This window comes from Achromobacter aloeverae, from assembly GCF_004121055.1.
Taxonomy (GTDB): Bacteria; Pseudomonadota; Gammaproteobacteria; order Burkholderiales; family Burkholderiaceae_B; genus Bordetella_C; species Bordetella_C aloeverae.
Window position 1 is genome coordinate 55,228 of the sequence record NZ_PYAL01000006.1, and the last position, 13,614, is coordinate 68,841.

General features: G+C 59.8%; 13 protein-coding genes. 8 read left to right on the forward strand and 5 right to left on the reverse strand.

Features of this window, described 5'->3' with window-relative positions; translation table 11 throughout:
• Positions 1 to 5 precede the first annotated feature (5 nt).
• Together C7R54_RS19495 and C7R54_RS19500 are read left to right on the forward strand one after the other, a co-directional pair.
• The gene (locus C7R54_RS19495) at positions 6 to 980 is read left to right on the forward strand and encodes a Bug family tripartite tricarboxylate transporter substrate binding protein (RefSeq protein WP_129152111.1); all 975 of its coding nucleotides are present in this window, start codon (positions 6 to 8) and stop codon (positions 978 to 980) included.
• 510 nt (positions 981 to 1,490) lie between these two features.
• Positions 1,491 to 4,538 (forward strand): autotransporter family protein, encoded by a 3,048-nt coding sequence (locus tag C7R54_RS19500; protein WP_129152442.1) that lies wholly within the window; start codon positions 1,491 to 1,493, stop codon positions 4,536 to 4,538.
• A gap of 91 nt (positions 4,539 to 4,629) precedes the next feature.
• On the opposite strand, the gene C7R54_RS19505 is transcribed toward C7R54_RS19500, so the two are convergent.
• From C7R54_RS19505 to C7R54_RS19515, 3 genes are all read right to left on the reverse strand, one after another.
• The gene (locus C7R54_RS19505) at positions 4,630 to 4,977 is read right to left on the reverse strand and encodes a GFA family protein (RefSeq protein ID WP_129152443.1); all 348 of its coding nucleotides are present in this window, start codon (positions 4,975 to 4,977) and stop codon (positions 4,630 to 4,632) included.
• Positions 4,978 to 5,348: 371 nt separating this feature from the next.
• Positions 5,349 to 5,813 (reverse strand): GNAT family N-acetyltransferase, encoded by a 465-nt coding sequence (locus C7R54_RS19510; RefSeq protein ID WP_129152112.1) that lies wholly within the window; start codon positions 5,811 to 5,813, stop codon positions 5,349 to 5,351.
• A gap of 520 nt (positions 5,814 to 6,333) precedes the next feature.
• Positions 6,334 to 6,804, reverse strand: a complete 471-nt coding sequence (locus C7R54_RS19515; RefSeq protein WP_129152113.1) for a GIY-YIG nuclease family protein — start codon at positions 6,802 to 6,804, stop codon at positions 6,334 to 6,336.
• A 420-nt stretch (positions 6,805 to 7,224) separates the two neighbouring features.
• On the opposite strand from C7R54_RS19515, the gene C7R54_RS19520 reads away from it, so the two are divergent.
• The 4 genes from C7R54_RS19520 to C7R54_RS19535 all read left to right on the forward strand — a co-directional run bounded on the left by C7R54_RS19520 (position 7,225) and on the right by C7R54_RS19535 (position 10,248).
• Positions 7,225 to 8,268 carry a YaaC family protein gene (locus C7R54_RS19520; protein ID WP_129152114.1) on the forward strand — a complete coding sequence of 348 codons (1,044 nt, stop codon included), beginning with the start codon at positions 7,225 to 7,227 and terminating at the stop codon, positions 8,266 to 8,268.
• A gap of 15 nt (positions 8,269 to 8,283) precedes the next feature.
• Positions 8,284 to 8,793, forward strand: a complete 510-nt coding sequence (locus C7R54_RS19525; protein WP_129152115.1) for a TIR domain-containing protein — start codon at positions 8,284 to 8,286, stop codon at positions 8,791 to 8,793.
• A gap of 314 nt (positions 8,794 to 9,107) precedes the next feature.
• On the forward strand, positions 9,108 to 9,737 hold the full coding sequence (locus C7R54_RS19530) for a DUF5343 domain-containing protein (RefSeq protein WP_129152116.1): 630 nt from the start codon (positions 9,108 to 9,110) through the stop codon (positions 9,735 to 9,737).
• Positions 9,730 to 10,248, forward strand: a complete 519-nt coding sequence (locus tag C7R54_RS19535; RefSeq protein ID WP_129152117.1) for a DUF4145 domain-containing protein — start codon at positions 9,730 to 9,732, stop codon at positions 10,246 to 10,248. Before C7R54_RS19530 ends, C7R54_RS19535 begins: the two co-directional genes overlap by 8 nt.
• A gap of 237 nt (positions 10,249 to 10,485) precedes the next feature.
• Here the strand turns inward: C7R54_RS19535 and C7R54_RS19540 are convergent, their stop codons facing one another.
• Positions 10,486 to 10,740, reverse strand: coding sequence for a hypothetical protein (locus tag C7R54_RS19540; RefSeq protein ID WP_129152118.1), 255 nt, complete (start codon positions 10,738 to 10,740; stop codon positions 10,486 to 10,488).
• A 69-nt stretch (positions 10,741 to 10,809) separates the two neighbouring features.
• Positions 10,810 to 11,247, reverse strand: a complete 438-nt coding sequence (locus C7R54_RS19545) for an acetyltransferase (protein WP_129152444.1) — start codon at positions 11,245 to 11,247, stop codon at positions 10,810 to 10,812.
• A 183-nt stretch (positions 11,248 to 11,430) separates the two neighbouring features.
• Between C7R54_RS19545 and C7R54_RS19550 the strand changes: the two genes are divergently transcribed.
• Both C7R54_RS19550 and C7R54_RS19555 read left to right on the forward strand, forming a co-directional pair.
• Positions 11,431 to 12,414 carry a Bug family tripartite tricarboxylate transporter substrate binding protein gene (locus tag C7R54_RS19550; protein ID WP_129152119.1) on the forward strand — a complete coding sequence of 328 codons (984 nt, stop codon included), beginning with the start codon at positions 11,431 to 11,433 and terminating at the stop codon, positions 12,412 to 12,414.
• 18 nt (positions 12,415 to 12,432) lie between these two features.
• Positions 12,433 to 13,599, forward strand: a complete 1,167-nt coding sequence (locus tag C7R54_RS19555) for an alpha/beta hydrolase family protein (protein WP_129152120.1) — start codon at positions 12,433 to 12,435, stop codon at positions 13,597 to 13,599.
• Positions 13,600 to 13,614 lie beyond the last annotated feature (15 nt).

The window sequence follows — 13,614 nt, forward strand, 5'->3', positions numbered from 1 at the left end:
AGAGATTGAACGTCATACTGAAAGGCCTGATAACGGCCGCGTTGGCGCTGGGCAGCGCCTTGGCATCTGCCGGACCCGCCGAGACGTTTCCGCAGCGTCCGGTCACCATCGTGGTTCCGTTCACGCCAGGCGGCGCCGTGGACATCGTGGCGCGGGCCGTGGCTGCCGGCCTGGGCGAGAAATGGTCGCAGTCCGTGGTGGTGGAGAACAAGCCGGGCGGGGGCGGCGCCATCGGGATCCAGTACGTGACGCGGGCGAAGGCGGACGGCTATACGCTGCTGCTGGGCTCGGTCGGGCCGGTTACGGTGAATCCCAGTCTTGGCCCCGTCGGCTATGACGTGGCGAAGGACCTGGCGCCCATCGTGCTGCTCGCGAAGACGCCCGCGGTGCTGGTGACGCTGCCCTCCACCCCTGTGCATGATGGCGCCCAGTTCGTGAAGTGGGCCAAGTCCAAGCCGTCCGGCTTGAACTATGGATCGGCGGGCACGGGAAATATCACGCATCTGGTCAGCGAGTATTTCCTGAGCAGCGCCGGCCTTACGGCCAACCACATCCCGTACAAGGGAAGCGCCCCGGCCATCACCGACATGCTGGGCGGCCGGCTCGACTTCATGTTCGATGTGGTGCCGACGGCGCAGCCCCTCATCAAGTCTGGCAAGTACCGGGCGCTTGCCGTCACCACGATCAAGCGTTCCGACGTGCTGCCCGACGTGCCGACGCTGGACGAGCTGGGATACAAGGGCTTCGACGTCAGCTCGTGGTTCTCCTTGATGGCGCCGGCGGGCACGCCCGCGAACGTCATCGCCCAGATCAACGCGGCGGTCAACGACGTGCTGCGGTCGAACGCGGCGCGCGAAAGACTCAGCGCCATCGGGGCCTACAGCGCGGGCGGCACGCCGGAACAACTGGGGCAGTTCGTGGCATCCGAGACCCAGCGCTGGAGCAAGCTGATCGAGGATCGCGGAATCCACGCGAACTAGGAAAGGTCCGGGGAACGACCCTTCCTCCGCAAATATCTCTACGGCAAGGCCGCGGTTCGATAGAACGAATCCGCGGCCTCTTGCTGTCCATTCCCGACAAATCTCCCTGCTGACGCCGGCTCGTCTTCCCTGCCGCGTCGCCTGGTCTTCCCTCGCGTCGCAATAGAGAAATTGTGAGCGGAAATAACCAGCGCAGATTAAATCCGGATGGTATCCAGACCGATTTCTTTTTGGTCTTGGATGGTATCCGCGTGCATCGTTTTAATGGCTCGGATGGTATCCGGCATTAATTATTTAATAACACGGATGGTATCCACTCGCGCGTTTTCAATAGCCCGGATGGTATCTCGCTATTAATGCTTGGTATTGCAAAAAAATAGGTATACATTGCGCTCTTTTTTCCGCCAGCTCTTCAATTTGTTCAAGCTTTCCAGTTACTTAATAAAGCTTTTCAGGCGATTCAGTAACTTTCTCAGTATCTATTTATTAATTCAGGGAGGATGAGAGTTGTTGATATACGGCAAGCAGAAATGGTTGAAAGCGACACTGGCCTTGAGCGCGACCTATTGCGGCGGTGTCATGGCCGCGGACCTGACCGTTACGGCGGGCAATACGCAAGTCTTCGATAATTCGGCCAGTTTTCCGGGCGGTGTCGATGTCGGCGGGGGCACCTTGGTGGTCGGCGGCAACGGCGGCGGGTCAGGGGTGGCCATCACCGGGAACGTCTCCGCGACCTCGAACGGCGTCATCGCGGGTTTCGGCTCGATCAATGGTGATCTGAATGTGGCCGGCAACGCGCATGTCGCGCCTGGCTATTCCGTCGGTACACCGACCGGCGTTTCGAACGGCAACCTCGTCGTCACCGGCAACCTGTCGATGAACAATGCCGTGTTCGACTTCGAGACGGGTTATGCCGGGCTGCCCATCACGCAACCGGGCACCGGCGACAACATCACCGTGGGCGGCAATGTCGCCCTCAACAACACGACGCTGAACGTGTCGGTGAATACCTTGGGCGTCAATGGCGGCTACTACCGCATCCTGTCCTACGGCGGCACCTTGAGCGGCAGCGGCCTGACCCTGGGTTCGGTCACCGGCGATTCCTTGCCCGGGGCTACCATCCAGACGCTGACCGGGGACAAGCAGATCAACCTGATCCTGGGACCGAGCACCACCAACCTGTGGAACGGCGACGGTGCGGCATCCGCCACCCGGTCGGGCGGCGGCAACGGCACGTGGACCGCCACCGGCACCAACTGGAACAGTCCAACCAATGCCACGGGTGCTTTGCCTGACGGCGGATATGCCATCTTCACCGGTGCGACTGGTACGGTGACCGTCGATGGCGGCGCCGGCGCCGTGCGGGTTTCCGGCATCCAGTTCGCCAGCGACCGCTATCGTGTGCAGGGCGACCCCATTACGTTGGTTGCCAACGGCGGCAACCAGCCGGCCCTTGTCGTCGGCGACGGCACCTATGCCTCGGCCCAGTACGTCGACACCATCGCCAACCCGTTGCAAGGCACCAGCGGCTTCGTCAAGACCGGGCCCGGCTCGCTGATCCTGACCGCCGACAGCAGCGGCCTGAGCGGCCCCATCCTGATCGCCGACGGCGCCCTGGAAATCGATGGCAAGCTGAACGGCCCCATGGATATCGGCCGCGAGGTCGTGCTGGCGGGCGTGGGCCAGGTGGGAACCACCAATCTCTATCCCACCGCCGTGATTTCTCCCGGCAACGATGCTTCCCCCATCGGTACGCTCACTGTCAATGGCAACCTGACCTTCGGCCAGGACACGATCTATCGGGTGCATGCCGATCCGGCTAGCGGCGCGAGCGACCTCATCCACGTCACCGGCGTTGCCACGCTCGACGGCACCGTGGCGCACGTGGGACCCGACGGCAATTACGCGCCGAGCAGGACCTATACCATCCTGACGGCGGATGGCGGCATACAGGGCCGGTTCACCGGAGCATCGTCGGCCTATGCCTTCCTGACTCCCACGCTCAGCTACGACACGAAGAATGCATTCATGACGCTGGCGCGCAACGACGTGCCGATCGGCAGCGTGGGCAACACCGGCAACGAGAGCAGCGTGGGCGGGGCGTTGAATAACGAAGCGCCGCCTTCGTCGGGTAGCGGGGCGTCTTCGTCCGGAAGTGGGTCCGCATCGGGTGCGGCGGGGAGCGGCTCTTCGTCGGCGGGTAGCGGTGGCGGATCGTCGTCGGGTACGAGTGGAAGTGCGGCGCCGTCGGGTGCCACTGCCAGCGGGTCGTCAACGGCGACGGCAGGCAATGGGGCAACGTCTTCCTCGACCGGCAATGCGGCCACGTCGACCGCGAGCTCGGCCGGCAATGCCACTGCCAATGGCGACGGCAACGGCAACGGATCATCGTCCGCCGCGAACGGAGCCGGATCGTCCCCGGCCACGATCGCGGATGGATTGCCGTCGGGGGCGAGCGTCGCCGCATCGAACCGTGTCACCGGCGCCAGCCAGGTGGCGGCGTCGGTGCTTACCATGACGCCGGGCGAAGCGCGCGCGGCCTTGAAGCTGCTTTCCGGCGAAGCGTACGCGAGCACGCCCAGCGTGTTGCAGAACCTGGGCGACACCGTGCGCACGCTGCCGCTGGCGCACTTGCGCGGCAACCTCGACGAACCGGCGATTGCCGGACGGCCCACTGCCCGGATGGGGCCGTCGTCGCGCGACGCCATGCCGCAAAGCGGCGCCTATCCGGTCTGGGCGCAAGTGTTCGGCAACTGGAGTTCGTTCTCCGGTGACGGCAATGCATCCAGGGTCAGCCAATCGGACGGCGGGATCTTCGTCGGCGGTGACGGCGCGGTGGGCCGTGACTGGCGTGTGGGTGGCGCGCTCGGCTACATCGGCAGCCATAGCTCCATCGCAGATGTATCGTCGCGCACCAATGTCGACAGCTATACGGCGACGCTGTTCGGCGGACGGAATTTCTACGTCGGCCCTGGCCACTTCCGCTTCATGGCGGGCGCGGCCTACACGTGGCACGACATCGACACCAAGCGCAATGTGGCGGTCGGTAGCCTGAACCAGCAGTTGAAGTCCTCCTACCACGCTTCTTCGACGCAGGTGTTCACGGAGCTGGGCTACAACGTGCCGGTGGGCGATGCCTACTCCATCGAGCCGTTCGCGGGAGTGGCGTGGAACCAGCTGCGCACGCGCGACTTCGACGAGTCGGGCGGCACGGCCGCCTTGCACGGAACGGGCGCCACCAACGACGTGACCAGCACGACGCTGGGCTTGCGCGGCGCATGGCAGTTCGGTGCCGATCGCACGCCGGGCCGCCTGACGGCGTCGCTGGGCTGGCGCCACGCGATGGGCGACGTGAAGCCCACGCAGGAACTGGCGTTCGATGGCGGCAGCACGTTCTCGGTGACGGGCGTTCCCATCGCCCGCGACGCCGCCGTGCTGGGGCTGGGCGCGGAGATGGCGGTCACCCGCAACACGACGGTAGGCGTCTCCTACGACGCGCAGTTCGGCGGCGGCAACCGGCAGCAGTCGGGCCTGCTGAGGCTGGCCATGCGGTTCTAGTAGCGGATGGCAGATTCCCCGGGCATCGTGGCGTGGTTGCGTTGCCTGGGGTGGCGGGGGCGGCCAAGCCGTCGCCCGCAAGGTGGCCCGCTTAAAGGGCGCGGCCGTCGAAATGCTTGACCGGGAGGGCGTCCAGGTCGATCCCTTCAATGCAGCGCAGGTTGATCGCCACCATGGCCTGCCCCGACGGCGCCGTGCCTTCCGCATAGGGATGCATGCCGCAGGCCGGGCAAAACCGGTGCTTGATCAGATGCTTGTTGAACAGATAAGTGCTCATGTCCGATTCCGGCGTCAGCAGGCGCATGGCCTCAGGCTGCACGAACCACATCAGCGCGCCCTTGCGCTGGCAGATCGAGCAATTGCAGGACATGGCCTGGCCGATCTCGCCCTCGGCTTCAAACCGGATCCGGCCGCAATGGCAGCTTCCTTCATATTTCATGGCAAACATCCTTGATTGAGAATCCGTCGCCGCGATCATGCCGCAATCGCCATTCGCTGTCATCAGCCCAACATGCCTGGTGCGGAAATTCTTTAACTCCACTCCGAGGCGCTGGTCAATCTGCATAACCTTTGGAGGCATGGCAGTAGCGCTTACGGCCAGTCGAGGCTGATACGACGCTCAGGGTGCTCCAAGCGATGGAGTCGATGCGTCCGGCCGGAGACTGCTTTCGGCTTTGTCGAAAGACCGCTTTGGGTCGGGGCGAAGGAGCCGTACCAACCCAAAGCGCACCTGGCCGACGTGTCAAGATTCTGCTGGCTCCGCTTTCATGATCAGAGATTCGTCTGTTGTGGACTTCGAGAGCGCGGCCGCTAGATTGTGGTCTTTCGCATCAGGGCATTGGGAACGACCACGCCACGTTGTATGGGTGTGCGCAGTTCCACAATCAGGAAGCCGTGAGATTCGAAAAAGGGCTGGGCGGTGCGGCTGACATCAGCACTTAGTTCCCGGATGCCGCGCTTGGTGGCTTCTTCGTGGATCCGCGCCATGAGGGCATTCCCTATCCCTTGTCTTGGATGGAAGCCAGACACGAAGAAATGATCGATGTAGCCATGATCCTGGAGATCCGCGTAGCCCACAATGCAGCCGTCGATCTGCGCGATGAAGGGGCGTATGCAACGCATGCGCTCACGCCAGATGTTCTGGTCGAGGTCGGCGGGTGCCCAAGCCTGGATCTGTTCGGCGGTGTAGTCCCGCGCGGCGATCCGGTGAATGGCAGAATAGAAAATCCCAAATAAGGCCGACTCATCGCCGATTTCAAACCGTCGGATATGCATGATGTTCCGATGTCGTGGGAGCCCTCGGGGATTTTAGCTATGGGACGGGGATTTTCACAACGGTTGTGTGATAAGTCTGACACTCCAGAAATTTATAGCGAAGTTCACGTACCTTGGAGTCCCGAGTCCTGAAAATAAATGGCTTATATCGAGAGTGCCCAAACAGGACGAAATTCTTTGTTCAGCTACGGTGGAACTTTGACGTCTCCGGTCTACCCAGTCTGATATTTTTCCTTTCGACCCACTCCGCCGGCCCAACATGATCTCAACGGCTTGGCGGTGACCGTTACCGGCCAGGAGCGGCCTGTTGCTGCGTCAAGAACCGGTCGATCAACGTTGGAGTGACGGCTCGCGGGGCCATTGTCGGAGGACTCGATCAAGTGCCTGTAGTACAGGCTCAGCACGCCCCATTTCGCTGTTGGCGCTATGCTGTTACATCTGGGAGCGAACCTCCATTGCATGCTGCCTGCTGGGTCAGTCGTCTGGCCTGATCGACAAGTTTGCTTTGCCACTGTTTGAACTATTCCCCCTTACCTCGCTCGAGGTACATCAACTCAGGCACAAAGCTCTTGTTTTTGAGGCCTTGTGAAACGAACTCATGTCTTCTGATTCTCATTCCTTGGATGTTCACTAAGTCATGAGCCTCCGCAAGGAAGTGCCTAATGAGGGCTCTTTCCGTAAGAGCTAGCAGTTTGTCGATCTGTTGTCCACGTTTTGGGGCCAACCTCGCCGTGAAGATTACTCGCTTGCCATTCTTTGCATCTCGAATGTGGCTCATGAGCTTGAGACTGTTTAGGTGCCCCTTAACCCTGCCCCGAAGTGACTTTGATCTACCAACGTACAAAGCTTCGAACCCCGCTCCCCAGCTTCTTGCAAAGACGTATAGCCCTGGCCCGGCGGGAAGCTCCTCAAGATCCAGATCATAAATCCGAGCCTTGTCTTTCGATTTCTTTAGATGGACTGGTGCGTCCCAATCAACTGCGATCTCCATAATTCTTCCTTGTCTGCGAGATTACCGAGCGTGCTACGTCCGCGCGATCTAGTGCGTCGCGCGTTGCATGACGTAGTAAAGCTAAGGAGCGGTGCGATAATAATCGTTCTTCCAGAGCGCCTGCACTGGGGAAACTATAACCTTGCGAAGGCGTGGAAACTTGGCACTTAACGGGCAACCTCCGCTGGACGGGGCATCGTAACCGCTTCGAGGCGCAATAAACATCGTCGCCTTAGGTCGAAAGCGAGCAATTTCGAAGATCCACTTCCGGCCACAAGCCGTCTTCCACGATTGACTGCTTTCGAGTAGGCTCTGCCCCGATATGGAGCCTTCCTGATTGCCAAGGCCATCCGACCTGCCTTCGCCTAGCCGGCCTTGAGCAAGACCGAGTCGTCGACTCACATTGACGCAAAGGTATAGATGCCAACATTGCGAATAAACAATCGCGACGTGAAGCCCCACAAGGCCACAGTCAGTCCTAATCTGGGTGCTCGCACGGTCCTGACCAACAGTCACTGGGAGTACGTAGCCCTTTGGCTCCGTCGTGCCAAAAAGTCCAATGCGTTGTTCTATTGGGAGCAAGCGCATTCGTTCTTTACGGCATCACAGGGAATGCCAGTCCAGTCTGCCCCGCTGTTGCTCTACTACACGTTCATGAACGCCACGAAGGCATTGCTCTCTGCCAAAGGTGTCGTTTTCGATGAGCACCATGGTGTTCGCGCGCACAACATGAGGGGATCTTCCAGGAGGATCGCTCTGTCAAACGAAGGAGTAAGAATCATGCAGAAGGGTATTGCGCCTGCACTGTCGCAGTACCTAGGTGAATTGGAGGCATCGCCGCACCACAGTTTGGAGGAGATCTTTTTCAACTTGCCGTGCATCCATCGAACCTTCTGCCTGAGCTATGCGAACCAGCGCGATCTGTTCGTTCCGCTGACGGACTGTGAGATTAGGTTTGATGCGTCAACTGGGGCTGCCTACTTCTCGGCACTTCTGTCGAAGGACTTCACGGGGTCGGCCCACATGCGTCGCCTTCCGCCCTCGCTCATTGCCGATCCAACAGTGAACGACGGAAGAACGATCAGGTCTGTGGCGACGGCGATAGTTACTGGAATAGATGCCAGCTCGGCAGCCGATAAAACCGCCGTCGCAGGACTGTTGCGCGGACTTCGGCCCGACATCAATTACCTTGCCGGCGCCCAGACGCTTTGGTATGCGAAATGTGTCGTCCCTGGCCCGTCTAGACTGAAACGTTCGCCCCTCACACTGACGCTACTCGCGATGCACAGGCTCAGCGAGATTTGCCGCTATCGGCCGATCGAACTGGCCTCGTTTCTAAATGGCCAAAAGAACTGGTTGTTGACGGAGTTTGTCCGGATGTCGCCGGCTCAGTTTCTTGACGAACTGGCAGCTGAACTGACTGGTCAACAGTTCATGTTTCCCAATGTGCGCCCCTCAAGCTGAAGTGCACCTCTCACAATGAAAATCTATCTGGCATGCGGGCTGACGCACGTACCCCGCTCCGAGTTTCCTGCCTACGTCAACCTTTTGCAAAGCCTGGCGGTGCACTTGACTGACATGCATGGTATCGAGGTCAAGTACGCCCTTCGCGACAGTGATCCGCAACTTGGGCAGAAACCGTTCGCTGATCGAGCCCGACTCTGCTACGCGTGGGATAAGGAAATGGTCGAGTGGGCGGACTTGGTTGTTGCCGAAGCAAGCTTTCCGTCCACAGGACTCGGTATCGAGCTGCAAATTGCTTGTGCTCGCAACACTCCAATCATCGTCGCCTTTAGGCTGGACGAGAGGCACAAGGCCCCGCCCGTCGAGTATCGAACTCCGGATCAACGCCTTCATAGCCTTCAACTCGGAGAGGGGTACGTTTCACTGATGGCTCTGGGCTTGCCAACGATCGCTAAAGTGCTGTCGTACAGAAATGATGCCGATGCTCTTTCAAGGGTCGGTGCAGCTGTCGACGCGTACCGCTAAAGTTCAAGCCTACTGGCGTCAGCCCCGGCGGGTTTTCAATGAACATTTCATTGCACCCGGGATAACTCTTGGCTCTTCTGGATGCGAGAGGCTGTACGTTCGTTTTCAGGCGCCGAAACTTGTTCTGTCGACCGACAGCAACGGGTCGGAAACGCCCCGTCATCAACGACTCCCCGCGGCCAGGAGGAGTCAATCGACGGCTTGAGTCTTCCGACATTCAGGAGACGACTATCGAACGCAACACATCCCTTTCTCGCGTCTCGAAGAACACGTGCGTGGTAAATTATTGTCCGATTACGAAAAAAGGGGTGACGATGGCCGACTTTGCATATACGACGGTCCCCGGAAAGCTTTCGGGATTGCTAGAAAAAATCCGTCAGGTTGGTGTGCCGCCTAAGGCGTCTACACAATGGCTGAAGAGCTTGGGTTTCACGTCGAGCAATGATGCTTCCTTGCTGGGAGTACTGAAGCAGATCGGGTTAATCGACCCATCGTCCGTGCCGACAAGTTCGTGGCAACAATATCGCGGTGCACACCACAAAAAGACCTTGGGCGATGCGATTCGCAGCGGTTATGCGGATTTGTTTGCTGTGTATCCTGATGCGTGGCAGAGAACGCAAACTGAACTCGAGCATGTGTTCAGCACCAGTACAACGGCTGGCAAGCAGGTAGTGGCAAAAACTGTAACGACGTTTAAGAATCTCTGTGCTTCCGCAGAATTCTCGCCCGTCGCCGAGCAAACGAACCTGTCTGTACATACGGACCCCCTACATACTGCCGTAACGTCCAAACCCGGAAATGTACACTCCAATGGAATTCATGGCATTCCTGCCGTCCACATAGACATTCAGGTTCATATTTCTGCTGATTCCTCGCCCGAACAGATCGACCAAATTTTCAAGAGCATGGGTAAACACCTGTATGGTGTTGGATCAGATGCGTGACCCGGCTCCCATAAATGCCTTGAAAGCCGCTAAGGCGATTCAGGAAGATGTTCGATTTCAAATGGGACCACCCGAGGAGGGGCTTCGCTCCCAAACGTCTAACGTTATTCCGTTTGCATTAGTTCGCGGAACTCGGGGTTATCTGGAAAAAGTCGCAAACCAAGCAAATGGCTGCTACGAAAATGGTTGGTACGACGCTGCCGCGGTAATGATCAGGCGTCTGCTGGAGACGCTCATTATTGAAGCGTTTGAGAAGCATGCGATAGCCCATAAAATCAAGAATAGCGCCGGCGAGTTCTTCTATCTACGGGACCTGATTTCCATCACTTTGTCAGAGACCGTTTGGAATCTCACGCGCAACACGAAACAAGCGCTTCCACGGTTGAAAGACATTGGTGATAAATCAGCACACAGCCGGCGTTTCAACGCGGTGCGGGGTGATATTGATCCTCTATTAGCGGACCTGCGGGTATCTGTGCAAGAACTCTTGTACCTTGCCGGGCTCAAGTAAGCACAATAACCCGCGATGCGATCGCGTTACCTGAGCGGCCTATATCTTCAAAGCAGTCATTAAACCCATGTGAGTCTAAATGACCGAGAAGGGTCGGAACCGGTCGGTCCTCGATGGCGCCTTCGGCCAGGAGCAGTCAGTCGGCCAAGCCGGAGAATTTAGCCAATGGCGTCCGCGTGATTGGCCATCTCACAATCGCACACTTCAGCGGAAGCGTTTCCAATTGATGACGGTCATTCATCGATCAGGGCCCCTGGCACCAATCAGACCGCGGATGGCAATGGCCAGCATCAAAAGCGCCAAGCCGGCGGCGGTCAGGATTGCCGCCGTGTAGAAGCCGATCAGGGCCCAGTAAAGGAAGGGCTGCTCGGCTGCAAGGATGTCAGCTCCTTTACGATTGTCGAGCACCCCGGTGTGCAGGCTTTCCACCACTTCGGTCGCTCCCACAAAGCAACCCCAACCGATCAAGGCCGCGACGGCGAGGGCCGCCATCGACTGTATCCACGGCCGGCGGCGGCCCTGGGCATCCGGACGGCCCGTCATGTGCTCACTGCTTTCCAGCTAACCCGCGTAACGCAGATGGATCAAGGGATAAGGCCGCCCCTGTGCATCCACCTCCGAACGTCCCATTTCGACGAACCCCATCCGCTGATAGAAGCCGACTGCCTGAGAATTCTGCATGTTGACGTCCGTGGTCAATGCGCCATGCCGTGACAATCCATGCTGCAACAATTGGCGACCGATACCGTTTCCACGGACTTCGGGATCGATGAAGAGCGCCTCCATATGTGTCCCGTCGATCAGCATGAAGCCACGGGGCTTGTCATTTTCATCGACGGCAACAGTCACTGGCGCATGGGGCAGAAAACCACACACTTCGGCATCAATGGCCTTTCGATCCTCCGCACTGAGAAAGTGATGGGTGGCGTCCACGGAGCGCCGCCAAAGATCAACGAGGGCGGCGCCATCTTCAGGACGTGATATGCGGAGTGTGTACATGGCAACCTTCAAAAAGAATTCAGATTTGGGCGGAGTATGACTGTTTACGCCTGCCCAGTCGCCGTCGCCGCTCCGCGGCCGGGCCACGGTATCCAAAAATTCTATAGGTGTCTTCAAAAATCGGTATTTCCTTTCGTCCGGCGCAATCCGCAGAATTGCACTGCATAAGACGGAGGAGACCCGATGATATTCAAAATACCCACGCGGCGCGCGCTCCTGGCGGCCGCGGCCCTGCTGATGGCCGGCGCGGCCGTCGCCGACGAATACCCCGCCAAGCCTATCCGGCTGGTCGTGCCCTTTCCGCCGGGCGGCCCCACCGATACCTATGGCAGGCTGGTCGGCAAACTGATGGGCGACGCCTTGGGGCAGCCCGTCATTGTGGAAAACCGCAACGGAGCCACGGGGCTGATCGGCACCAATATGGTCAAGAGCGCGGCGCCGGACGGCTACACGCTCCTGTACACCTCGAATAGCGCGCAGGTCATCGGGCCGCTATTGAGGACCCCGCGGCCGTTCGACCCCGTGGCCGATTTCACGCCCATCGCCGAGCCGCTGCGCTACTCACTCTATTTGCTGGTTTCCAGCAAGGTGCCCGCGAACACGTTCAAGGAATTCGTCGCCCTGGCCAGGTCCAAACCGGGAAAGTTCTCGTATGCCAGCGTGGGAACCGGCAGCGTCGGCCACCTGGCCTGCGAGTTGATGAACGGGGCGGCCGGCATCGAGGCCTTGCACGTGCCTTACAAGGGCGCGGGCCCCGCCCAAGTATCGGTCGTCGCCGGCGATACCGACTATCTATGCGACTCGGTGGGAAACTCGCAGCCCATGGTGCTTGCCGGAAAACTGAAAGGGCTGGCGCTGACGGCGGAGTCCCGCTCCGCGTCGATCCCGGACATTCCGACGATGACGGAAGAAGGCGTGCCGGTCGTTGCCTATGTCTGGCAGGGGGTATTCGCTCCCAAGGGACTGCCAGACGACATACGCGCCAAGCTGGAAGCAGCGATCGCCAAGGCCATCAACACGCCCGAGTTGCGGGAGCGGATACGCAATGATGGTTACGAGGCGGTAGCGCAATCGCACGCCCAGCTCACCAAGGACATCACCGCTGAATCGGCAATGTGGGAAAAGATCATCCAGACCAAGGGCATCAAGGTCGAAAACGGCGGCTAGCCAAAGGGAAACACGAGCATGTTCGAATACTTCGACAACAACTACACGTGGAATATGGCCGTCAATCTGGCCTTGGGAATGGGGGCCGAAATCGGCGAGATCGCCGACGTGTCCGCGCCGGTCAAGGAAGCCTCCATGCGCGGTGATCCTCATGCCGCCGAAGTCCTTTTCCAGGCATGGGGGGGACTGGCGGACAAACTGAAAACCCTGGCAGAGCAGGATGTGCAGCGAGGACGGCCGCTGAGCGCGGGCAGGAAATTCCGCCGGGCCGCCATCTACTATGTACAGGCGGAACGCATGCAGGCGCCCGGCATGGCGGCGCGTCCTGAAGCCTATGAGAATATGCTGGCCTGCTTCCGCCAATATGCGGTGCTGACCGGACAACCCGTCGAATGGGTGGAGGTGCCTTACGGCGATACCACCTTGCCCGCCCTCTACGTGCCGGCCAAGGATATCCCGGCCGGCGGCGCGCCATGCATGGTTCATTTCGACGGATTGGATGTCAACAAGGAAATTCTCCATCTGGTTGGCATGGGTGACGCCCTGCGCGAACGAGGCGTTTCCGTGCTGCTGGTCGACAATCCCGGCGTGGGGGAGGCGCTACGCCGGCAAGGCCTGACCAACTTCCCGGAGGCGGAGATTCCCGCTTCGGCGTGTGTCGACTACCTGGAAAGCCGCGGCGACGTGGACGCCGCGCGCATCGGCATCATGGCGCTTTCGCTGGGCGGATTCCACGCGCCGCGTGCCGCCGCCTTCGAGCCCCGCCTGCGTTGCTGTGTTGCCTGGGGGGCCAACTACGATTGGGGCGCGATTCAACGCTACCGTTATCAGAGCCGTGACCCGCGCCTGCCCGTGCCGCATTACTGGAACCACGTCATGTGGGTGTTCGGCAAGGAAACCGTCGAGGACTTGCTGGAGACCGCGGACCGCATGACGCTCGCCGGCGTGCTGGACCGCATACGGTGCCCCATCCTGGTAACCCACGGCGAGAACGATCGCCAGATCAAGCTGGCGCAGGCGGAGCAGCTGGTGGCGGAGTGCGTGAACAGCCCCAAGGCCGAGCTGTACGTCCATACCCTGCGCGACGGTGGCGCGGAGCATTGCAGCGTGGATAACCTGGCGATGGGCGTGGATGCCATCGCGGACTGGGTCAGCGAGACGATGGCCGAACTGGCCGCCGCTTGATTTTCCACTGTTCGA

Coding starts and splice junctions, on each gene's coding strand:
- C7R54_RS19505 (WP_129152443.1), bottom strand. CDS start 4,977: ATGAAATATGAAGGAAGCTGCCATTGCGGCCGGATCCGGTTTGAAGCC.
- C7R54_RS19510 (WP_129152112.1), bottom strand. CDS start 5,813: ATGCATATCCGACGGTTTGAAATCGGCGATGAGTCGGCCTTATTTGGG.
- C7R54_RS19515 (WP_129152113.1), bottom strand. CDS start 6,804: ATGGAGATCGCAGTTGATTGGGACGCACCAGTCCATCTAAAGAAATCG.
- C7R54_RS19520 (WP_129152114.1), top strand. CDS start 7,225: ATGCCAACATTGCGAATAAACAATCGCGACGTGAAGCCCCACAAGGCC.
- C7R54_RS19525 (WP_129152115.1), top strand. CDS start 8,284: ATGAAAATCTATCTGGCATGCGGGCTGACGCACGTACCCCGCTCCGAG.
- C7R54_RS19530 (WP_129152116.1), top strand. CDS start 9,108: ATGGCCGACTTTGCATATACGACGGTCCCCGGAAAGCTTTCGGGATTG.
- C7R54_RS19535 (WP_129152117.1), top strand. CDS start 9,730: ATGCGTGACCCGGCTCCCATAAATGCCTTGAAAGCCGCTAAGGCGATT.
- C7R54_RS19540 (WP_129152118.1), bottom strand. CDS start 10,740: ATGGCGGCCCTCGCCGTCGCGGCCTTGATCGGTTGGGGTTGCTTTGTG.
- C7R54_RS19545 (WP_129152444.1), bottom strand. CDS start 11,247: ATGTACACACTCCGCATATCACGTCCTGAAGATGGCGCCGCCCTCGTT.
- C7R54_RS19550 (WP_129152119.1), top strand. CDS start 11,431: ATGATATTCAAAATACCCACGCGGCGCGCGCTCCTGGCGGCCGCGGCC.
- C7R54_RS19555 (WP_129152120.1), top strand. CDS start 12,433: ATGTTCGAATACTTCGACAACAACTACACGTGGAATATGGCCGTCAAT.